The organism is Rhodococcus sp. Leaf247 (genome assembly GCF_001426185.1).
GTDB lineage: Bacteria > Actinomycetota > Actinomycetes > Mycobacteriales > Mycobacteriaceae > Rhodococcoides.
On the sequence record NZ_LMRP01000004.1, the window covers coordinates 290,505 to 311,036 of the forward strand.

The following is a 20,532-nucleotide window of genomic DNA, read 5'->3' on the forward strand; positions in this document are numbered from 1 at the left end:
TCGTGCTCACTCGCCTGCGGAGTCGCTCTGGTTGTCGAGCTTCGCCTTGATGGCCTCGGCGGCTTCAGGGTTCTCCGACTCGAGCTTCTGGATGTAGTTCACTGCGTCACCGACGGTGCGGAGGCTGGCGAGATCCTCGTCGGGGATCTTGACGCCGTACTTGTCCTCGGTCTGAACGGCGATCTCGACCATGGAGAGGGAGTCGATGTCCAGGTCGTCGACGAACGACTTCTCGAGGGTCACCTCGGACGGCTCGATGCCGGTGACCTCTTCGATGATCTCGGCGAGTCCGGCGATGAGTTCTTCCTGCGTGGCCACGGAGTGGCTCCCTTCGTGTAAGAAACGGTGCACCCGGCGCCGATGGAGGCGCCGGTGTCGTATTCGAATGCTGACTCGACGAACGCATGTCCGGCGAGCTCGGGCCGGTTACGAACCGGCCCAGTCCACCGCCCGTGAGGCGGTGGACAGTGCGCAGCCGCGAGCCCCGCCGTAGAGGGGCCCGAGGTTGCGCGCAGTAACCTAACCGACCGATACCGGGGCGGTGAGGCCGGAGACGTCCTCCGGAGTCTTGAGGGCCGTGGTCGGTGTGCCGCGCATCTCGCGCTTGGCAATCCCGACCAACGTGCCGGCAGGCGGCAGCTCGACGATCGAGGTCACCTCGGACGTACGCATGGTGGCGGTGCACAGATCCCAGCGCACGGGGCGGGTGACCTGAGCGACCATCTTCTCGAGTGCGTCGGCTCCCGACGTGACTTCCCGGCCGTCCGAGTTGGACAGCAGGCGCCGCTTCGGATCCTTCGGGGTGATCGACGCAGCGGCCTCGACGACGGCGTCCTGTGCCGACGCCATGAAGCGCGTGTGGAACGCGCCGGCGACGGGCAGGGCGCGAACCCGTGCCTTCTCGGGCGGGTTCGCGGCGAGCTCCGCGAGGTCGGTCAGCAGGCCGGCGGCGACGATCTGGCCCGCCGCATTGCGGTTGGCCGCTTCGAGGCCGAGTTCGGTGAGACGTTCGAGAACAGCGTCCTCGTCGCCACCGAGAACGGCGGACATGCCGGTCGGGGCGAGTGCGCACGCCTTGGCCATCGCGGCGCCGCGGATCGCGGCGAGTGCGACTGCCTGGTCGGCCGTGATGACTCCTGCCACCGCGGCAGCGGCGAGCTCGCCCACGGAGTGACCCGCGACGACGAGGTTCTCGGGGAGACCGTGCGTGCGCTCGATCTCCTCGAAGGCGAGGAGAGCGGCAGCCACGACGAGCGGCTGGGTCACAGCGGTGTCGGTGATCTCCTCCGCCGTGGCGGTGGTTCCGAGCCGCGTCAGGTCCAGGCCCGACGCCTGGGACCAGAGGGCGAGACGATCCGCGGCGCCGGGAAGGGCGAGCCACGGTACGAGCATGCCGGGTGTCTGAGAGCCCTGTCCGGGCGAAAGTACTGCGATCACGGAACTAAGAAAACACTGTGAAGGCCTCCTGAGTAGATGTCCTACGCGATGAACCTTCGGCACCGTATTTGTCAGAACCCTACAAACGCCCTGCAGGATGCCTCTGATCGCTCCGGGCGCAAGAACCGTTACTGTATGAGGTTCCCAAATGTTCCGGCTGTGACTGTTGTTATCGGTGATGGACTTTCGTTATGGGATTGCGACAGGCGACCCACTGTTGCCGCGATACGGAGGACGTACGCGTCCCGCGCATTGGTGGGGTCCCGACCGGTCACCTCGGCAATCCTCTTGAGCCGATATCGCACAGTATTTGGATGAACAAACAGTGACCTAGCACACGTCTCGACGGCGCCGCCGCAGTCCAGATAGGCATCGAGAGTGTCCGACAGTGCCGAACCTGCTGCCGACAGCGGCTGCACGATGTGGTCGTTGAGCGATGTCACCGCGGCAGAATCCCCGAGCAGCGCTCGTTCGGGCAGCAGTTCGCCCGCGTGCACCGGCCGCGGCGCTCCGCGCCATCCGACGACCGCGTGCATCCCGGCGAACGCTTCGAGGGCACTGGTGTGCGCCGCGCCGAGAGTTCGGGTCGTCGGTCCGATCACGACCGGGGCATCGGAGAAGTTACGCATCAGGTCGTCGAGGAACGCCGTACTCGACAGATCGCCCGACAGGTGGCCGCTGACGACCATGACCAACCGGGTTCCCTGAACGACTGCCAGCGCTGCCCGATTGTGTCGCTGCGCCACGGTGTGGACGGTGCCGACCACCGAGACACCCTGGTCGGGAGGTGGTGAGCCGACCAGGACCGTCGCGGGAGCTGTCGCGTCCCAGTTCAGGGTGGCGGCCCGCGACAACATGTCCGAGCCGGTGTCGCCGCGCACCACCGCGTCGACGACCAACGCCTCGAGCCGGGTATCCCAGGCGCCGCGCGATTCGGCAGCACTGGCGTAGACGGATGCCGCGGCGAATCCCAACTCGCGGCCGTAGCGCAGCACGGCCTCCGTCAACGCGACGAGCTGCTGGTCGTTGCGAGCGAGGGCGGGGAGCCACTGCTCGAAGAACTCCATGGCCACCCGGACCATGTCGACGGTCTGACGCAACGTGAGCCGGCGAGCCAGATCCTGCGGGATCACCTGGAACGCGTCGAGACTGAAACGGATGTCGCTGTCGGGGTTCTGTAACCACTCGAGGAAGTTGACCACCGCGGTCTGCACCAGCATCTGCACGCTCGCGCGTTGCGACGCGTCGAGGTCGCTCACGAACGGCAGCTGATCCTGCATCTGCGTGAGTGCCTCGGTGGAGAGCCTGCTCGAGAACTGCTTGACCCGACGCAGCAACGCGTCGGGAAGCGGGACTCGTTGTTGGCGCGCCCGGATCGCGCTTCCGGGGCGGTGCGCCTCCGCAGCGGCACGTCGGAGCTCGCGCCGCTCCCGAACCCGCTCCGATTCCCCCTCCGGAGAACCGTCGGGGGAATCGGGAGCGATGTCGTTCATGGACAAGAACCTACGCGCCGCCGCTGGTGGAACCGTCAGGCAACGCCCGGGTCGGCCGTCGAGATCGGCGCCGCGAGAACATCGTCGATCTGGTAGCGCTCGGCTGCCTCGACCGCCTTGTCCTTGTCGACCTCGCCGGACCGGCCGAGCGCGGACAGCACGGCGACGACGATGGACTCGGCGTCGACGTTGAAGTGGCGACGGGCGGCCGTGCGGGTGTCGGAGAAGCCGAACCCGTCCGTGCCCAGCGTGGTGTAGCTGCCGGGGACCCACTGCCGGATCTGATCCGGCACGGCCCGCATCCAGTCGGACGCAGCCACGAACGGGCCCTCGGCGTTCTGGAGCTTGGTGGTCACGTACGGAACCCGCGGCTCGTCGCCCGGGTTGCGCAGTGCCTCCGTCTCGGCGGCGACACCGTCACGGCGCAGTTCGCCCCAGCTGGTCACCGACCAGACGTCGGCGGACACGCCGTAGTCCTTCGCGAGGAGCTCCTGAGCGCGAAGTCCGGACGGCATGCCGACGCCGGAGACCAGGATCTGCGCCTTGGGGCCGTCGGCCGTGCCCTCCTGGAACAGGTAGATGCCCTTCAGCAGACCTTCGACATCGAGATTCTCCGGCTCCGCCGGCTGACGGTAGGGCTCGTTGTAGAGGGTGATGTAGTAGAAGATGTTCTCTCCGCCGAACCCGTCCACACCCTCGGTTCCGCCATACATACGGCGGAGTCCGTCCTTGATGATGTGGGCGATCTCGAAGGAGAACGCCGGGTCGTAGGCGACCGCAGCCGGGTTGGTGGCGGCGAGCAGCAACGAGTGCCCGTCGGCGTGCTGCAGGCCCTCGCCGGTGAGGGTGGTGCGGCCGGCGGTGGCGCCGAGCACGAAGCCGCGGGCCATCTGGTCGGCAGCGGCCCACAGACCGTCACCGGTCCGCTGGAACCCGAACATCGAGTAGAAGATGTACAGCGGGATCATCGGCTCACCGTGCGTCGAGTACGACGTACCGACCGCGGTGAAGGACGACGTGGAGCCGGCCTCGTTGATGCCCTCGTGCAGGATCTGACCGGTGACATTCTCCTTGTAGGCCAGCATCAGCTCGGAGTCGACCGATGTGTAGAGCTGCCCGTTGCGGTTGTAGATCTTCAGCGACGGGAACCACGAGTCCATACCGAAGGTGCGTGCCTCGTCGGGAATGATCGGCACGACGCGGTGCCCGATCTCCTTGTCGCGGAGCAGCTCCTTCATGACGCGGACGAGCGCCATGGTCGTGGCGACTTCCTGCTTGCCGGAACCCTTCATGATCGACTTGTAGGTCGAGTCGGGCGGCATGGGAAGCGGCTTGGCCGCGGTCCGGCGCTCGGGGACGAAGCCGCCCAACGCTTTACGACGGTCGAGCATGTACTGGATCTCGGGGGAGTCCTCGCCCGGGTGGTAGTACGGGGGCAGGTACGGATCCTTCTCGAGCTCCTCGTCGGAGATCGGGATGTGCTGGATGTCGCGGAACGCCTTCAGGTCGTCGAGGGTCAGCTTCTTCATCTGGTGGGTCGCATTGCGGCCCTCGAAGTGCTTGCCCAGCGTGTAGCCCTTGATGGTGTGCGCCAGGATCACCGTCGGCTGACCCTTGTGCTCCATCGCCGCGGCGTAGGCGGCATGGACCTTGCGGTAGTCGTGGCCACCGCGCTTGAGGTTCCAGATCTCGCTGTCGCTGAGGTCCTTCACCAGTTCCTTGGTGCGGGGGTCGCGACCGAAGAAGTTGTCGCGGACGTAGCTGCCGTCGTTGGCCTTGTACGTCTGGAAGTCGCCGTCGGGCGTGGTGTTCATGAGGTTCACCAGGGCGCCGTCTCGGTCCTTGTGCAGGAGCGTGTCCCACTCGCGGCCCCAGACGACCTTGATGACGTTCCAGCCGGCACCGCGGAAGAACGACTCCAGTTCCTGGATGATCTTGCCGTTGCCGCGAACCGGGCCGTCGAGCCGCTGGAGGTTGCAGTTGACGACGAACGTCAGGTTGTCGAGGCCTTCGGTAGCGGCCACGTGCGCGAGACCACGCGACTCCGGCTCGTCCATCTCACCGTCGCCGAGGAACGCCCACACGTGCTGGTCGGAGGTGTCCTTGATGCCGCGATCGTCGAGGTAGTGGTTGAAGCGTGCCTGGTAGATGGCGTTCATCGGGCCGAGGCCCATCGACACCGTCGGGAACTCCCAGAAGTCCTGCATCAGACGCGGGTGCGGGTACGACGGGAGGCCGCCGCCCTGATCCGCGTGGCTGTACTCCTGACGGAACCCGTCCATCCGCTCGGCGGGGATGCGGCCCTCGAGGAAGGCGCGGGCGTAGATGCCGGGGGAGGCGTGGCCCTGGATGAAGATGTGGTCGCCGCCGCCGGGGTGGTCCTTGCCGCGGAAGAAGTGGTTGAAGCCCACCTCGTACAGCGCGGCGGACGAGGCGTACGTCGAGATGTGGCCGCCGACGCCGACGCCGGGGCGCTGCGCACGGTGCACCATGATCGCGGCGTTCCAGCGGATCCATGCGCGGTAGCGACGCTCCATCGACTCGTCGCCGGGGAACCAGGGCTCGTTCTCGGTGGGGATGGTGTTGACGTAATCGGTTGAGGTGAGCGCCGGGATGGACACGCGCTTCTCGCCGGCACGCTCGAGCATGCGCAGCATCAGATAGCGCGCGCGCTGCGGTCCGGATCGCTCGAGGAGCTGGTCGAACGATTCCAGCCACTCGTCGGTCTCGTCACTGTCGATATCCGGGAGGTAGGACGCCACCCCCTCTCGGATGACGCGAACGCGGCCGTCCGTGCTCGCCTTCCGTGCGACAGCGCCTGCCGCGGCATCTGCCGCGTCGGTGCGCTCTTCCTTCGTCGATTCCGACAACGTGTGTTCTCCTCGATGTGGCGAGGGCATGGTGTGCCCCCGGGCCAGTGCGAGTCGGTCCTGTGACGCCGACCCGCTGTGGTGCTTCACGGTGATCTGGGTCAATCTCGGGTGATCGCTGTCAATCCTGCCCCATCGGACCCCGCTTGGTGCAGGTGGTTCCCGATTGGGTACACGTGAAATCAATGCAACAGAAAATCGAGCAGATCGCCGCGTCGGCTTGCGCCGGGGCGCCCGACCATGTTCGCTTTGTCTACTGCACACTTGGCACTACCGCCCGATCGGTCTCGACCGGGTTTTCTACTTGAAGGAGGACACGACCGTGGTCGCCGCGGCGGACGCCCAGAACTACGCCCAGAAGCTCGGAGTCACCCACGACATGGTCGTGCAAGAGTTGGGTTGGGACGAAGACACCGACGACGACTTGCGGGCCGACGTCGAGGAGATGATCGGCGGGGAAACCGTCGACGAGGATTCCGACGAGGTCGTCGATGTCGTGCTGCTGTGGTGGCGCGACGGGGACGGAGACCTCGTGGATGCGCTGATGGATGCCATCACCCCGCTCTCCGACGACGGATTCGTGTGGGTCCTCACTCCCAAGACAGGCCAGTCAGGCCACGTCGAACCCAGCGAGATCGCCGAATCCGCACCCACCGCAGGCCTTACCCAGACATCGACGACGAACCTCGGTGCATGGATCGGCAGCCGGCTGGTGCAGCCCAAGGCACAGCCGACGAAGCGCTGATGGCTGTCGAGGTGGGGGCGCCGGCCCCCGACTTCACACTGAAGGATCAGAACAACCAGCCCGTCTCGTTGTCGGACTACCGCGGCTCGAAGAACGTCCTCGTGATCTTCTTCCCGCTCGCGTTCACCGGCACGTGCCAGGGCGAGTTGTGCCGTGTGCGCGACGAACTGCCCAAGTTCGAGAACGACGACACCGCGGTCATCGCGGTGTCGGTCGGTCCGCCGCCCACACACAAGATCTGGTCCGCCGAACAGGGGTACACCTTCCCGCTGCTGTCCGACTTCTGGCCGCACGGGGAAGTGGCCCGGCAATACGGCGTGTTCAACGAGGACCTGGGCTTCGCCAACCGCGGAACCTTCCTCGTCGACACCGACGGCATCGTCCGGTTCGCCGAGATGATGGGGCCCGGAGAGGCCCGTGACCAGGGCGCTTGGGAGAACGCGCTGGCCGCGCTAGATTCTTGAGCGCGTTCCCCGGTCCTGCCGGGGAGCACAGGGGCGTATAGCTCAGCGGTAGAGCTCTGGTTTTACACACCAGCGGTCGGGGGTTCGAACCCCTCTGCGCCCACACCATGGACATGCGGCCCAACTGCGAACGGTGCGACGTGGATCTGCCACCGTCGTCCGTCGATGCGTGGGTCTGCACCTACGACTGCACTTTCTGCACCGCCTGCGTCGACCGACTGTCGAACGTCTGCCCCAACTGCGGTGGCGGCTTCACCCCTCGCCCCGTACGCCCTGCCCGCGAATGGCGGCCCGGCTTGTCGGTGGCTTTGCGTCCCGGTTCGACGGTGCGAGTGCACACCCCGTACAGCGAGGCCGAGTTGGACGAGTTCGTGTCGCGAGTTCAGGATGTGCCGCCGGCTGAGCGGTGAGCGGGCCGGCTCCGCGCCGGGCGCTGCGCGCGGTGGTCTGCGCAGGTTGCAGAGTGCGCGCTCGGCCGGGCGCTGCGCGGTGAGGTAGTGCGAACGACCGATATGCGGCACGGGTCATCGCTGCCACGATGGGCTGCAGGCGGAGGTACCGCTCCATCGCGTGGAGGAAACATAGTGAGCAGCATGAACTTTCGACGCCGACAGATAGCGACCGTTGCTGTGGTGGCGGCCGGGTTGGCCTTCGTCGCACCGGCAGTCGCCAGTGCGCAACCGTCCACATTCGGTAGCAGCACGGGCAGCAGCCTGATCGACGATCCGATCGGAACCCTGAGCGAGGGGGCACGCATCCTCGGCGAGGCCATCGGCGGATTCGGTGGAAGCGACCTCGGTAGTAGCGGCCCCGGCACACCGACGCAGAACTGCAACGAGCAGACAGTGTCGGGCGGCGAGGGCGTGACCGATACCAATCACCAGCTCGGCCGAACGGGTCCGACGTCCTTCGTGCTCGACTACGAGACGGAGAGCGTTCCGGACAACATCGAAGTGTTCTACCAGGGCGGGAAGGTCTACGAATCGGGGTACATCGGCGACGACCTGAATGAGGGAACCGGGTCCGCAGTCGTCTCGCTTCCGCCGGGTGGCGCCACGACGGTGTTGGTGCGGGTCACCGGGCCGAGCGGTACCTCCTGGGCGTACACCGTCCGCTGCTGATCGCGGCGCAGCGCGCGGCGGTCTGCGCACCGTGCAGAGTGCGCTGACCGCCGCGCGCAGCGCCCGGCGCAACAAGCAACCGGGCGCAGCGCCGCGGGCAGCGTCAGAACACCTGCCGGTACAGCTCCTCGATCTGCTGGGCGGTGGGGACGACCGGGTTGTTGTTCGGCGAACCCGAGGCCAAGGCCTGTTCAGCCATCAGCGGTACCAGCGATTCCCACTTCTCGGCGTCGATGCCGTGCGAGCTGGGGGAGGGCACTTCGACCGTCGCGCAGAGCTTCTCGATGTAGCTGACCAGTGCTGCCGACGCGACGTCGTCGCTGTCGCCTTCGTGCGCGGCACCGAGTTGCCGCCCGCACTCGGCGTACCGCTCGGGGGCGCCGGGGATGGAAAAAGCGGTGATCGCGGGGAGCAGCATCGCATTCGACAAGCCGTGTGCGACATGGAAATGCCCGCCGATGGGTCGACTCATGCCGTGCACCAGGCAGACGCTGGCGTTGGAGAACGCCATGCCGGCCTGGGTGGATGCGGCCATCATCGCGGCGCGGGCCTCGGCGTCGTCCCCGTCGGTGTACGCGCGCACGAGGAACTTCCCGATGGTGCGCATCGCGTTCAGGGCCAGGGCGTCGGAAATCGGGTTGGCCTTCTTGCTGACGTACGCCTCGATCGCGTGGGTCAACGCGTCGACACCGGTGTCCGCGGTGAGGCGGGGAGGCATCGACATCGTCAATTCGGGGTCGACGACGGAGGCAATGGGGAGGAACGACAGGCCGGGGCACAGCATCTTCTCGTCCGACTCGCTGTCGGTGATGACCGTGAACTGCGTTGCCTCGGAGCCACTTCCGGCGGTGGTCGGGATGGCGATGATGGGCAGCGCCGGTCCGGTGTACGGGCCGGGCGCCTTGTAGTCGCGCATGACGCCGCCACCCTTGCTGAGCACCGACAGTGCCTTCGCGGTGTCCATGGGGCTGCCGCCGCCGAAGCCGATGACGGCGTCCGCGTTGTGCGCTGTGACCGCGGCGACGCCGGCGGTGAGGGAGTCGGTGGTGGGGTCGGGAACCGTCTCGGCGAACAGCGCGCCGGTCTTGCCGGCGGCCGCGATGATGCCCATGACGCGGTCCGCTGCACCCGTGCTGACCATGAACTTGTCGGTCACGAGAAGGGGGCGCTCGACGCCGAGGTCGGTGAGCACCTGCCCGAGGTCCTCGACGGCACCGGGTCCCATGCGCAGGAAGCGGGGAAAGGAAATGGATGTCGACATCGTCGTCGTGCTCCTTCTCGTGGTCGGTCGTGCGTGATGCGGAAATGCCGATGCCGCACCGACCCCCATACTGCGGGACGTCGGTGCGGCTCGGGTGGAGAGGTGGTCAGTCGTTCTCGGGGAACCCGAGGTTGATGCCGCCGTGGCTCGGGTCGAGCCAGCGGGAGGTGACGGCCTTGGCGCGGGTGAAGAAGTGCACGCCCTCGGTGCCGTGGGCGTGGGTGTCGCCGAAGAGGCTGTTCTTCCAGCCACCGAAGCTGTAGTACGCCATGGGAACCGGGATCGGCACGTTGATGCCGATCATGCCGACCTCGACCTCGTTCTGGAAGCGTCGAGCGGCGCCACCGTCGTTGGTGAAGATGGCGGTGCCGTTGCCGTAGGGGTTGTCGTTGATGAGCTGCAGGGCCTCGTCGTAGGTGTCGACGCGGACCACGGAGAGGACGGGTCCGAAGATCTCGTCGGTGTAGATGCTCATCTCGGGGGTGACGTGGTCGATGAGCGTCGGTCCGAGCCAGAAGCCCTCGTCTCCGCCGTCGGCCTTCACGGTGCGGCCGTCGACGACGATGGTGGCGCCGGATTCCTCGCCGGCGTCGACGTAGGAGGCGACCTTGTCGCGGTGCGCCTTGGTCACCAGCGGGCCCATGTCTGCGCCGCGGGTGCCGTCGCCGGTCTTGAGCGGGGTGGTGCGCTCGGCGATCTTGGCGACCAGCTCGTCCGCGATGTCGCCGACCGCGACGAGGGCGGAGATGGCCATGCAACGCTCACCGGCGGAGCCGAAGCCGGCGTTCACCATGGCGTCGGCGGCGAGGTCGAGATCGGCATCGGGAAGCACGATGGCGTGGTTCTTGGCGCCGCCGAGTGCCTGGACGCGCTTGCCGTGCGAGGTGCCGGTCGCGTAGACGTACTGCGCGATGGGGGTGGAGCCGACGAAGCTGATGGACTTGATGTTGCGGTTCTCGAGCAGCTCGTCGACGGCGGTCTTGTCGCCCTGGAGGACGTTGAAGACGCCGTCGGGCAAGCCCGCTCCCTTCCACAGCTCGGCGATCCAGATGCTCGCGGTGGGGTCCTTCTCGGACGGCTTGAGCACGACGGTGTTGCCGGCGGCGATGGCGATGGGGAAGAACCACATCGGGACCATGGCCGGGAAGTTGAAGGGGCTGATGATGCCGACGGGTCCGAGCGGCTGGCGCAGGGAGAAGACGTCGACTCCGGTCGAGGCGTTCTCGGTGAAGCCGCCCTTGAGCAGGTGCGGAATGCCGCAGGCGAATTCGACGACTTCCTGGCCGCGGCTGATCTCACCGAGCGCGTCGGAGAGGACCTTGCCGTGCTCGGCGGTGATGATCTCGGCGAGTTCGCCCTTCTTCGCGTTGAGCAGCTCGCGGAAGTTGAAGAGGATCGCGGTGCGCTTGGACAGCGAGGTGTCGCGCCAGGCGGGGAAGGCGGCGGTGGCCGAGTCGATGACGACGCGGGCATCCTCGACGGTGGCGAGGGCGAGCTCGCCGGTGACCTGACCGGTGGCCGGGTTGGTGACGGGGGAGGTCTTGTCCGAGGTGCCGGCGAACGGCTTGCCGTCCACCCAGTGCGTGATCGTGTTCACGTGAAAGTCCTTCGGTCGGTGCTGGCGTGTGACATGAGTCTCTATCGCATAATTGCCTCTGTCAAAGGCCAATGCCGCACTCTCGCGTGCAGAACTGCACGCGCTCGCCTACGCTCCGATCATGTTCTCCGCCGACCACCTGCGCTTCTTCCTCGAGGTCTCGCGTCACGGCCGCCTCAACGACGCCTCCCGCGTGCTCGGTGTCGATCACACGACCGTCGGCCGCCGCATCACCAGTCTCGAGAAGGCGGCCGGTCACCGCCTGTTCGACCGGACCCCGTCCGGGTGGCGGCTGACCGAGGCGGGTCGCCGACTCGTCGCCTACGCGGAGACCGTCGAGTCGACTCTCATCGCCGCGTTCGAGGACCAGACGACGTCCGTCGGGTCGTTGACCGGTTCGGTACGCATCGCGGCGCCCGACGGGTTCGGCGCCTTCGTCCTGACACCACGGTTGACCAGACTCCGACGCGACCATCCGCACCTCGACGTCGAGCTGGTCACCGCCACCGAGCACGACGCGTTGTCGACACGCGGCTTCGACGTGGCCGTCACCCTCGAGAAGCCGTCACCACGCTTCGTGTCGTCGCGGAAGCTCGCGTCCTACGACCTGCGGCTCTATGCCTCGCGGTCCTACCTGGCGGACGCGCCGCCGCTGACAGAGCTCGCAGACCTGCGTCGTCACGTGGTGATCTGGTACGTCGACGCGCTGCTGGACGTGGTGCCCCTGCGCATTCTCGACGCGATGAACCTTGACGGTCGGCCGCAGTTCCAGACCAACAACATCACCGGTCAGTGGCTGGCGGCACGCAACGGTCTCGGAGTCGCACCGTTGCCCAACTACATCGGTGAGCCCGACGACGATCTGGTCTGCGTTCTGGAGAACGATTTCTCCGTCCGCCGTGACTACTGGACCGCGGTGCCGCGGGACCTCTCACGTCTGGCGCGGGTGAAAGCCGTCGACGACCTGCTGACGTGGATCGCCGACGACGTCCAGCACCTCTTCGCGCCCGGTCCCGAGGACTAGTGCGCGCGCTTCGGCAGCGCGAACACCAGCAGGAATGCCAGCACGGCGAACGCTGCGCTGACGCCCATCGCATGGGCGGCGCTGTCGGTGAACGCCGTACCCAGCGCCTCCTCGCCCGGGCCCATGACGTTCAGTGAGCCGAACAGCACGCTGCCGATGATGGCGATGCCGACGGCGCTACCGACACGTTGCATCGTCGAGATGACACCGCTCGCCGCGCCCGCGTCCTGCCTCTCCACGGTTGCGACGATGAACTGCGCGTTCGGTGCGATGAAGGCGCCGTTGCCCAGGCCCGCGATGAACAGGGGGAGCAGCAGCTTCCAGTTGGTCAACGCCGACGCATCGGTGAACAGCAGGACGAGCCATGCCCACACCAGGCCGATCGTGACCAGGGCGGTGCCGAGAACCAGCACGTTGCGGCCCAGCCGCTCGCTGAGCTTGTTCGACTGCGACGAGGAGATGATGCTGCCGATCGCGAACGGGATGGATACGACGCCCGATGCCAGCGCCGAGTTGCCCAGGCCCGTCTGCCACAGGATCGAGATGGTGAAGAAGATCGAGGTGAACGCTGCGAAGTAGACCAGCGCGAGGATGACACCACCGGTGAACGCCGGCCGAGTGAACAGGCGCGGCGGAACGAGCGGCGTGTGACCGGCCCGGGAGTACCGAACCTCCCAGGCTCCGAACAACCCGATCAGCACGATGCCGGCGACGAGGGTCACGTACGTCCAGACCGGCCATCCCGTGTCCTGGCCCTCGATCAGCGGGACCAGCACGGCGACGAGACCGGCGGTGATCAAGGCCAGTCCGACCCAGTCGATGCCGCGAGAGGGAGCCTCCGGCGAGTCGATCTGGTCCTGGCGAGGCAGGATCTTCGCAGCGAGGATCAGGCCGATGATGCCGAACGGCAGATTGACCCAGAAGACCAGGCGCCATCCGGTCTCGCTGCCCGCAGCTTCGATGATGAGACCGCCGATGATCGGTCCGAGCGCAGACGACACACCGATGACCGCACCCATGATGGCGAAGGCTTTGCCGCGCATCTGCGGCGGGAACAGCAACTGGATGTAGGCGGTGACGGCGGGGACGAAGATGCCGCCGGCCAGACCCTGCACGATGCGCGCCGCGACCAGCTGCAGATCGTTCTGAGCAAGACCACAGGCGAGGCTGGAGACGGTGAACAGCGCCAAGCCGGCGAAGAACACCCACTTGTGCCCGATGCGGTCGCCGACGCGGCCCGCGGGAATCAGCGCCAGTCCGAACGCGAGGGCGTATCCCGAGATGATCCAGGACAGCGTCGCCTCGGAGGCGCCGAGGCTGGTCCTGATGGTGGGGAGTGCGACGTTGACGATGGTCGTATCGAGCAGGGCGATGAACATGCCCATGAGCAGCACGATCAGCGACTGCCATGCGCGACGGCTGACCGCGGGGGCCGAACTTTCGGCCGATGTGGAGGTGGACACCCGGTGGAACCTTTCGCACAGGAAATGAACGGACGACCGTATTCGGTGGAGACCCGACTCTCGGACCGGTGAGAGGCGAAGTTCCCTACAGTTGTCGACACCGCGATTGCGCGGCACGCAGGGATACGTTCCCCAGCGCTGCCGTGCGCAATCACGGAACGCAGCTTCTTCGGCAGGGGGACACCATGGCTCTACACGCTTTCGGGGACGACGCACTAGGCATGCACGACGCGGTGGGACTGGCGCGTGCGCTCCGCCGCGGGGAGGTGTCGCGGGACGAGGTGACGGCCGCTGCGCTCTCGCGCATCGAGAAGGTGTCCGAGTTGGACGCACTGGTGGGACCCGTCCTGGCCTCGCCGATGCACGGTGACGCGAGCGGACCCTTCGCCGGTGTCCCCACCGTGATCAAGGACAACAGCGACGTCCGCGGCCTGACGACCGGACAGGGATCCGAGATCATCCGTGCACGCCCCGCCGCCAAGCACGGTCCGGTGGCGCGCGAGATGCAGTCGATGGGCTTCGGCATTCTGGCCAAGACCACGCTGCCCGAGTTCGGGCTCAGCGCCTCCACCGAATTCCCGACGCGGCCGCCGACCCGCAACCCGTGGAACACCGACTACTCGACGGGGGCGTCGTCCGGTGGATCGGCGGCGTTGGTCGCCGCGGGCGCGGTGCCGCTGGCACACGGCAACGACGGGGGAGGGTCGATCCGTATCCCGGCGGCGTGCGCAGGCCTGGTCGGGCTTAAGCCGTCACGGGGACGCTTCGTGTTGCCGGCCCTCGAGAAGCTGCTGCCCGTCGCCATCGTGTCGGAAGGTGTCCTCACGCGCAGTGTCCGCGACACCGCCGCGTTCTGGGCGCACGCGGACCGGTCGAGCTCACGGTCGCTGCGTCCCATCGGCACCGTGACCGGCCCGTCGGCGCGGCGGCTTCGCATCGGCGTCGTCAGGCAGTCGCCGGCGGGTGGGAGTACGGACGCGGACACTCTGGCTGCTGTCGACGGAGCGGTGGCTCTGCTCGAACGGCTCGGGCACGCCGTGGACGACATCGACGTGGTGCCGATCGATCAGCGGTTCCCGGAGGATTTCGTCGAGTACTGGTCGTTCCTCGCCTACGTCCTGCAGAAGTCGACCCCGCGTATCGACGGTCGGACGGAACGCGACTTCGACTCGCTGACAGTCGGTTTGGCCGATCGTTTCCGCGCGATGCGGCTACCGGGCGTCGTGCGCAGGCTGCGGGCGGCCGCGGCCGACTACGCGTCGATGTTCGAGAGAGTCGACGTGGTGATGTCCCCGGTCCTGGGCCATGCGACTCCGGAGCTCGGATTCCTCTCTCCCCATGTGCCGTTCGACGAGTACCTCGCCCGGCTGACCAGCTACGCGGCGTTCACGCCACTGCACAATGTGACGGGATCACCGGCGATCTCGCTGCCACTCGCCCAGTCCTCGGTCGGCACGCCGCTCGGTGTCATGTTCTCCGGACCGCGCGGAGACGAGCGCACGCTGCTGCAGCTGGCGTTCGAACTGGAAGATGCTGCGCCGTGGCGGTCGATCGTCTCCTGATCAAGTTGTTCGCCCGATTCCGTTGTTCCCGTAGCCGATAGGGGCTCGGGTGCATAGTGTTCGGGCCGGAGCTACCAGGGCTCCGGTTCGCCCATCGAAGGAGCAGACATGTCGGTTGGACTCACGGTCGTGGACGTCCTGACCCGCATCTCGTACCTGTTCCGCGGCTGGGGTTTCTGACCCCCCACCCCGTACGCGCGCGTCAGGCCTTCGGGTTCGGGATGTTCTGCAGTCGCACCTGACCGCGGGCGATGTCCTTGCCCGACTCGGTCGAGGTGATGATCACCTGCCACAGCTGCTGAACTCGGCCCTGCTGCAACGGGATCGCGACGACGTCGACGCGGCCCTCGGTCATCGATCGCAGGAAGTCGGTGGCGTTGTGCACGCCGACGGCGAACTGGCCGCGATCAGCGACGGCCACACTGGCGCCGATGCTGGCGGCGGATTCCACCGCGGAGGCGTAGACACCGCCGTGAACGACGCCCCAGGGTGTGTGGTGGTCGGCGGTCAGGTCGATGTGCCCGCGCACCTCCGTGCCCGTCGCCACCGTCACCTGCAGACCCGCCGCAGCGGTGAACACGGTATCGGCGAAGTTCTGCAGATCGGTCATGGCGAATGCTCCGTACGGCTGGGCGAGGGGAAACCTGTCGGCCTCACTGTAGAGAAGATCAGGACCGGGTGACGTGCGCTCCGAACACGATCGACGCATCGCCGAGTGCGACGCTGACCGTGGGTGTGCGGCCGTCGAGGTAGCCGAGCGGGCCGTCCGGGGCGAACGTCCACGAGGTCTTCAGTGATCGCACCGTCGGGTAGATGTTGTTGCGGGAGATGACTGTTCGGCCGTCGAGGTGCTGCGCGGTGGTCAGCGGGATGCGCGGCGTGCCGGGGAGCCTCAGTCTGCCGACGTGTGCGTCCAGCGAGGCGACGGGTGCACCGTCCGAGGTCATCGACGCCGTGACGCGGTCACCGCTGGTGGTGCGTCGGAAAGCGCCGAGATGTTTGGGGATGGACCAGAGTTCGCGGCCGCCTGTGCGCGACTGCGGGCTGTCGACCCAGATGTGGGGGATGGTGGCCATCACCGCGGCGCCGCGGCGCACGAGCACCGACCCGATCAGTTCGTCGTAGCTGAGCACACCGCCGGAGGTGTAACGGACGAACGCTGCCGACGCGATGGCCTTCCCGCCGACGGTCACGAGCGTCGCGCCGGTCTCGGCGACCGCGGAGACGACGTCCTGAGGCAACTCGCGCACGGGGACCCGGTACGCCGACACCAGCAGCGTCCCGCCGAGGTACCAGGGCTCGGGCGGGTAGAGCTCGCCGTCCTGGCCGGTGTGCCAATCCTGCTTCTGCATCGCCTCGGTCATGCGGACAGGGTAGCGGATACGTGGACGTCCGAGTATCTGTCGTGCGATCCCGCGTTACGATCGCCGGTGATGACTACCCCTCTGCTCGGCCTCGTCGGCGGCTACGTCGCCGACATCGCTCTCGGTGACCCGACCCGACGTCACCCCGTCGCCGGTTTCGGCACCGTCGCCCTCGCCCTGGAGCGTCGGACGTACCGGGACAGCCGTCTCGCCGGCGCCCTGCACACCGGCATCCTGGTCGGGGGAGTCGTCGGCGCATCCGTCGCGGTCGAGTCGCTTCTGCGGCCGCATCCGACCGCACGTGCCGCGGCCACCGCCGTCGTCGTGTGGTCGTGTCTCGGCGGAACCACCCTCGTGCGAACGGGTCACGCGATGGCCGACGCTCTCGATGCCAACGATCTTCCGGCCGCGCGCGCGATAATCCCGTCGTTGTGCGGCCGCGACCCCGCGTCGCTGGACGACGCCGGGGCCGCCCGCGCAGCGCTCGAATCCGTCGCGGAGAACACCTCCGACGCCACGACCGGCGTGCTGTTCTGGGCCGCCGTGGCCGGTATTCCGGGCGCTGCCGCCTACCGGGCCGTGAACACGCTCGACGCGATGATCGGCTACCACTCACCGCGCTACGAGCGGTTCGGCTGGTTCGCCGCTCGGCTCGACGACGTCGTCAATCTGATTCCGGCCCGTCTCACCGGTGCGCTGACGGTGGCCGCGGCACCGACCGTCGGCGGATCGGTCACCGACGCCCTGACCGCGTGGCGTTCCGACGCGTCGAGCCACCCGAGCCCCAACGCCGGTGTCGCCGAATCGACGGCCGCGGGGGCGTTGGGGGTCCGCCTGGGCGGCGAGACCGCGTATCCGCACGGCGTCGAGCAGCGTCCGACTCTGGGAACCGGGCGCGAGCCGACCGTCGACGATCTGCGTCGCGCGGTGCGGCTGTCCGCGGTGGTTCAGGCGGGCGCGACGGCGGTGTCAGCGCTTGTCGCCGTAGCGATCCGTCATCACCGAGTCCGGCGTGGTCTGCGTCTTCTTCGATCGTCGTAGTCCGCGGCGCGACTGCAGCAGCGCGTCCAGTCCGTCGTCGTACTCGTCGGGATCCGTGGAGGGAGCGGTGACGGGCGTGTTCTCGACGGTGCCGGCCTTGTCGCGTCGACGCTCACGGAGTTCGGCGCGCACGAAGTAGGCGAGACCCAGAGGCGCCATCAGGCCGAACGCCAGCCACTGCAATCCGTACGACAGGTACGGGCCGGCGTCGAGCTGGGGGAGCGCGATGACCCCGAGGCCGCCCGGCTGATCCTCGGCGAGCTGGACATAGCCGTCGATGAGATCGGTGCCGGTCAACGGACCGACCTGCGCGGGAGTGATCGTGTAGACCTGCGGGATTCCGGGCCCCGACACCGCCGGCTTGTCCGGGACGGACGGCTCGGACGCCCGCAGGCGACCTTCGAGAGTGGTCTGCCCCGCGGGTGCCGGAGCGAAGGACGGGACGTCGATACCGGTGGTCGGCAGGACATAGCCGCGGTTGACGAGGATCGTGGGTCCGACGTCGGTGACGAACGGGGTCAGCACCTCGAAGGCCGGCGTGTCGTCCACGCTGCGCAGCCGGACCACGACGTCCTTGCCGGACTCGTAGGTGCCCGTGAGTCGGACCCGTCGCCAGTCCTCGTCGGGTGCCACCGTGCGGTCGGCCACCAGGTCACCTGCGGCCACCGGGTCGGCGTCGAAGGACCGGCTGATCTGATCGTTGCGTGCCGACGTCGTGGTGTTCTTGCCCAGCTGCCACGGCGCGAGAACCGTGAAGCAGAGGTAGGCGAACAGGATGACGACCGCCGCGAGTGCCAACCACCCGGGGCGAACGAGGAACGACAATCGGCGCACGACTACACAGCGTAGTCGTCAGCGGCGGGAGAGGTCCTCGAGCAGACCGGGCAGAGCCGCCTCGATCTGCTCCCGCACGGTGCCGAAGTCCGCCTCGGTGCCGTAGTACGGGTCGGCGACCGAGTCGGAATCGGCGTCAGGGTCGAAGGACCGCAACAGCGCCAGGCGATCCGACGTGACGCCCAGCCGGCGTAGTTCGCGCTCGTGGGAGCGGTCCAGCGCGACCACCAGATCGGCGCCCAGGATCTCCTCGTCGATGGTGCGCGCACGGTGCGCGGACGGGTAGCCGTGCGCTTCCAGCTCGGCCACGGCACGCGGGTCCGCGGGATCGCCGACGTGCCAGTCTCCGGTGCCGGCACTGGTCACCCGGACACGTCCGTCCAAGCCCGCGGCGACCAACGACTCGGCGACGATCTTCTCGGCCATCGGTGACCGGCAGATATTGCCTGTGCAGACGAAGGTGACGTGCACGGGGGTCATGCGGCACTCGAGGTCAACGACGCCAGCAGAGCGGTGAGATCCGCTGCCGACTCCACCGACCAGGTCGCGGCGGCGTGCTCCCCGGCCTGCCCGTATCCCCACGCGACGAGAACGACGGGGATGCCCCAGTGGCCCGCACCGAACACGTCGTGATCGCGATCTCCGACCATGACCACCGAGCCTGTGCCGCCGGCCGCGGTCTCACGCGCGGTGCGGCCGACCTGCTCGAGTGCCCTGGCCACGACGTCGGACTTGGCGCGCCGCGACCCGTCGTCACTGGCGCCGGCGATGAACTCGAAGTATTTCGCCAGATCGAAGTGCTCGAGGATGCGTCGCGCGAACCGCTCGTTCTTGGACGTCGCGACGGCCATGGGGATGCCGGCGGCGCGCAGCGCCTCCAGCACCTCGACCACACCCTCGTACACGCTGTTCTCGGCCCAGCCCTGCCGGTCGTAGTACTCGGTGTACGCCTCGCGCGCCCGCTCGACCTGATCCTCGGACAGGCCCAACGACCGGAACGTGTCGATCATCGGAGGCCCGACGACGTGCGCGTGGACGTCTGCCCCCACCGGCGGGGTTCCGACGGTGGCCAGCGCGTGATCGAAACCGGCGAGGATGCCGGGCGCCGAGTCGGTCAGAGTTCCGTCCAGATCGAACAGGACGAGGTCGACTGCGGTGGCGGACATGGGCTCAGTATAGGAGCGCCTACAGTCGCCACCATGACCGACGACACCGGGCCTCACGATCTCCGGCATCACGGTGATGTCGAGGTCGGCGCGGGAATGGACGACTTCGCCGTCAACGTCCGCGGGGACCGTCCGCCGGAGTGGTTGCGTCACAGACTCGTCGAGGCCGTCGACCGCCTCGCGTCGTATCCGTCTGCTGCCGAGGACCTCAAGGTGCGTCGGCGAGTAGCGCAGCGCCACAACAGAAGTCCCGAGGAAGTCCTGCTTCTCGCCGGAGCGGCAGAAGGTTTCGCGATGCTGCCGCGTCTGCAGTCCCGTCTGGCCGCCGTCGTCCACCCGTCGTTCACCGAGCCGGAGTTCGCGTTGCGCAGCGCCGACGTCCCCGTCCACCGCGTCGTGCTCCCCGCGCCCTACCGCCTGGCCGACGCGGACGTCCCCGGGGAGGCGGACCTTGTGGTGCTGGGCAACCCCACCAATCCCACCTCGGTCGCCCACCCCCGAGCTCACGTGCTGGCGTTGCGCCGCCCCGGCCGGATCCTCGTCGTCGACGAGGCGTTCGCCGACACGATGCCGGGCGAGCCCGAGTCGGTCGCCTCGATCACCGCACCGGACGTCGTCGTGCTGCGCAGCCTGACCAAGTCGTTCGCCCTCGCCGGGCTGCGGTGCGGGTACGTCCTCGCGAGCCCGGAGATCCTGGCGACGCTGAGTCACGGACGGGCGCACTGGCCGCTGGGCACTCTGCAGCTCGCCGCCATCGCGGCGTGCTGCGAACCCACCGCCGTCGCGGCTGTCGAGGCCGACGCGTCGGTGCTCGCATCGGAACGGGACTACATGATCGACCGATTGCGGGGCCTCGGCGTCGACGTTCTGACACCCGCGTCCGCGTCGTTCCTGCTGGTGCGTGTCGACGGGGGAGCTGCCGTGCGGGAGCGACTGCGCCGACTCGGCATCGCGGTGCGGCGGTGTGACACCTTTCCCGGCCTGACGTCGGACCATCTGCGCCTCGCCGTGCGCGGTAAGGATGCGGTGGATCGACTTGTCGCCGCGTGGCGCGAGGTCGCCTGACGGCCGTGTCCTCCCGGCCACCTAG

20 protein-coding genes and 1 tRNA gene are annotated in these 20,532 nt (G+C 67.8%); 9 read left to right on the forward strand and 12 right to left on the reverse strand.

Annotation, left to right across the window (positions count from 1 at the left end):
• Positions 1-6 precede the first annotated feature (6 nt).
• From acpM to aceE, 4 genes are all read right to left on the reverse strand, one after another.
• Positions 7-318, reverse strand: coding sequence for a meromycolate extension acyl carrier protein AcpM (gene acpM / locus ASG64_RS19375; protein ID WP_042572855.1), 312 nt, complete (start codon positions 316-318; stop codon positions 7-9).
• Between the two features lie 201 nt (positions 319-519).
• Entirely contained in the window at positions 520-1,437 is a 918-nt protein-coding gene (locus tag ASG64_RS19380) for an ACP S-malonyltransferase (protein ID WP_042572856.1), read from the reverse strand.
• A 128-nt stretch (positions 1,438-1,565) separates the two neighbouring features.
• Positions 1,566-2,930 carry a PucR family transcriptional regulator gene (locus ASG64_RS19385; RefSeq protein WP_082042821.1) on the reverse strand — a complete coding sequence of 455 codons (1,365 nt, stop codon included), beginning with the start codon at positions 2,928-2,930 and terminating at the stop codon, positions 1,566-1,568.
• Positions 2,931-2,965: 35 nt separating this feature from the next.
• Positions 2,966-5,830 carry a pyruvate dehydrogenase (acetyl-transferring), homodimeric type gene (gene aceE, locus ASG64_RS19390; protein WP_082518590.1) on the reverse strand — a complete coding sequence of 955 codons (2,865 nt, stop codon included), beginning with the start codon at positions 5,828-5,830 and terminating at the stop codon, positions 2,966-2,968.
• A 292-nt stretch (positions 5,831-6,122) separates the two neighbouring features.
• Between aceE and ASG64_RS19395 the strand changes: the two genes are divergently transcribed.
• The 5 genes from ASG64_RS19395 to ASG64_RS19415 all read left to right on the forward strand — a co-directional run bounded on the left by ASG64_RS19395 (position 6,123) and on the right by ASG64_RS19415 (position 8,130).
• Positions 6,123-6,545 (forward strand): DUF3052 domain-containing protein, encoded by a 423-nt coding sequence (locus ASG64_RS19395; protein ID WP_042572906.1) that lies wholly within the window; start codon positions 6,123-6,125, stop codon positions 6,543-6,545.
• A complete protein-coding gene (locus tag ASG64_RS19400) occupies positions 6,545-7,009 on the forward strand; it encodes a peroxiredoxin (protein ID WP_056075678.1) in 465 nt (154 codons plus the stop codon). Before ASG64_RS19395 ends, ASG64_RS19400 begins: the two co-directional genes overlap by 1 nt.
• A 31-nt stretch (positions 7,010-7,040) precedes the next feature.
• Positions 7,041-7,112, forward strand: a tRNA-Val gene (locus ASG64_RS19405).
• Between the two features lie 10 nt (positions 7,113-7,122).
• Positions 7,123-7,419, forward strand: a complete 297-nt coding sequence (locus ASG64_RS22335; protein ID WP_442971173.1) for a DUF1272 domain-containing protein — start codon at positions 7,123-7,125, stop codon at positions 7,417-7,419.
• 183 nt (positions 7,420-7,602) lie between these two features.
• Positions 7,603-8,130, forward strand: a complete 528-nt coding sequence (locus ASG64_RS19415) for a hypothetical protein (protein ID WP_082518516.1) — start codon at positions 7,603-7,605, stop codon at positions 8,128-8,130.
• Positions 8,131-8,233: 103 nt separating this feature from the next.
• Here ASG64_RS19415 and ASG64_RS19420 read toward each other — a convergent pair whose 3' ends face one another.
• Complete coding sequence (locus ASG64_RS19420) at positions 8,234-9,391, reverse strand: iron-containing alcohol dehydrogenase (RefSeq protein ID WP_056075684.1); 1,158 nt, start codon at positions 9,389-9,391, stop codon at positions 8,234-8,236.
• 106 nt (positions 9,392-9,497) lie between these two features.
• Complete coding sequence (locus tag ASG64_RS19425; RefSeq protein WP_056075687.1) at positions 9,498-10,988, reverse strand: CoA-acylating methylmalonate-semialdehyde dehydrogenase; 1,491 nt, start codon at positions 10,986-10,988, stop codon at positions 9,498-9,500.
• 121 nt (positions 10,989-11,109) lie between these two features.
• Between ASG64_RS19425 and ASG64_RS19430 the strand changes: the two genes are divergently transcribed.
• Entirely contained in the window at positions 11,110-12,012 is a 903-nt protein-coding gene (locus ASG64_RS19430; protein WP_056076303.1) for a LysR family transcriptional regulator, read from the forward strand.
• Here ASG64_RS19430 and ASG64_RS19435 read toward each other — a convergent pair.
• Positions 12,009-13,475 carry an MFS transporter gene (locus ASG64_RS19435; protein ID WP_042575240.1) on the reverse strand — a complete coding sequence of 489 codons (1,467 nt, stop codon included), beginning with the start codon at positions 13,473-13,475 and terminating at the stop codon, positions 12,009-12,011. The two genes, ASG64_RS19430 and ASG64_RS19435, sit on opposite strands and share 4 nt — an antisense overlap.
• A gap of 185 nt (positions 13,476-13,660) precedes the next feature.
• Between ASG64_RS19435 and ASG64_RS19440 the strand changes: the two genes are divergently transcribed.
• Positions 13,661-15,037: an amidase gene (locus ASG64_RS19440; RefSeq protein ID WP_056076306.1), complete on the forward strand. Its 1,377-nt coding sequence runs from the start codon at positions 13,661-13,663 to the stop codon at positions 15,035-15,037.
• Between the two features lie 202 nt (positions 15,038-15,239).
• Here the strand turns inward: ASG64_RS19440 and ASG64_RS19445 are convergent, their stop codons facing one another.
• Together ASG64_RS19445 and ASG64_RS19450 are read right to left on the reverse strand one after the other, a co-directional pair.
• Positions 15,240-15,647 carry a PaaI family thioesterase gene (locus ASG64_RS19445; RefSeq protein WP_056076310.1) on the reverse strand — a complete coding sequence of 136 codons (408 nt, stop codon included), beginning with the start codon at positions 15,645-15,647 and terminating at the stop codon, positions 15,240-15,242.
• Between the two features lie 58 nt (positions 15,648-15,705).
• Positions 15,706-16,401 carry an acetoacetate decarboxylase family protein gene (locus ASG64_RS19450; protein WP_056075690.1) on the reverse strand — a complete coding sequence of 232 codons (696 nt, stop codon included), beginning with the start codon at positions 16,399-16,401 and terminating at the stop codon, positions 15,706-15,708.
• Between the two features lie 69 nt (positions 16,402-16,470).
• On the opposite strand from ASG64_RS19450, the gene ASG64_RS19455 reads away from it, so the two are divergent.
• The gene (locus ASG64_RS19455; RefSeq protein WP_056075693.1) at positions 16,471-17,442 is read left to right on the forward strand and encodes a cobalamin biosynthesis protein; all 972 of its coding nucleotides are present in this window, start codon (positions 16,471-16,473) and stop codon (positions 17,440-17,442) included.
• Here the strand turns inward: ASG64_RS19455 and ASG64_RS19460 are convergent.
• Genes ASG64_RS19460 through ASG64_RS19470 form a run of 3 tightly spaced genes read right to left on the reverse strand, consistent with a single transcriptional unit; the run spans position 17,371 to position 19,442 of the window.
• Positions 17,371-18,276 carry an SURF1 family cytochrome oxidase biogenesis protein gene (locus tag ASG64_RS19460; RefSeq protein ID WP_056075695.1) on the reverse strand — a complete coding sequence of 302 codons (906 nt, stop codon included), beginning with the start codon at positions 18,274-18,276 and terminating at the stop codon, positions 17,371-17,373. The two genes, ASG64_RS19455 and ASG64_RS19460, sit on opposite strands and share 72 nt — an antisense overlap.
• An 18-nt stretch (positions 18,277-18,294) precedes the next feature.
• On the reverse strand, positions 18,295-18,756 hold the full coding sequence (locus ASG64_RS19465; RefSeq protein WP_056075698.1) for a low molecular weight protein-tyrosine-phosphatase: 462 nt from the start codon (positions 18,754-18,756) through the stop codon (positions 18,295-18,297).
• Positions 18,753-19,442 carry an HAD-IA family hydrolase gene (locus ASG64_RS19470; RefSeq protein ID WP_056075702.1) on the reverse strand — a complete coding sequence of 230 codons (690 nt, stop codon included), beginning with the start codon at positions 19,440-19,442 and terminating at the stop codon, positions 18,753-18,755. Before ASG64_RS19470 ends, ASG64_RS19465 begins: the two co-directional genes overlap by 4 nt.
• 33 nt (positions 19,443-19,475) lie before the next feature.
• Here ASG64_RS19470 and cobC point away from each other — a divergent pair, with 33 nt between their 5' ends.
• Positions 19,476-20,507: an Rv2231c family pyridoxal phosphate-dependent protein CobC gene (gene cobC / locus ASG64_RS19475; RefSeq protein ID WP_056075704.1), complete on the forward strand. Its 1,032-nt coding sequence runs from the start codon at positions 19,476-19,478 to the stop codon at positions 20,505-20,507.
• Positions 20,508-20,532 lie beyond the last annotated feature (25 nt).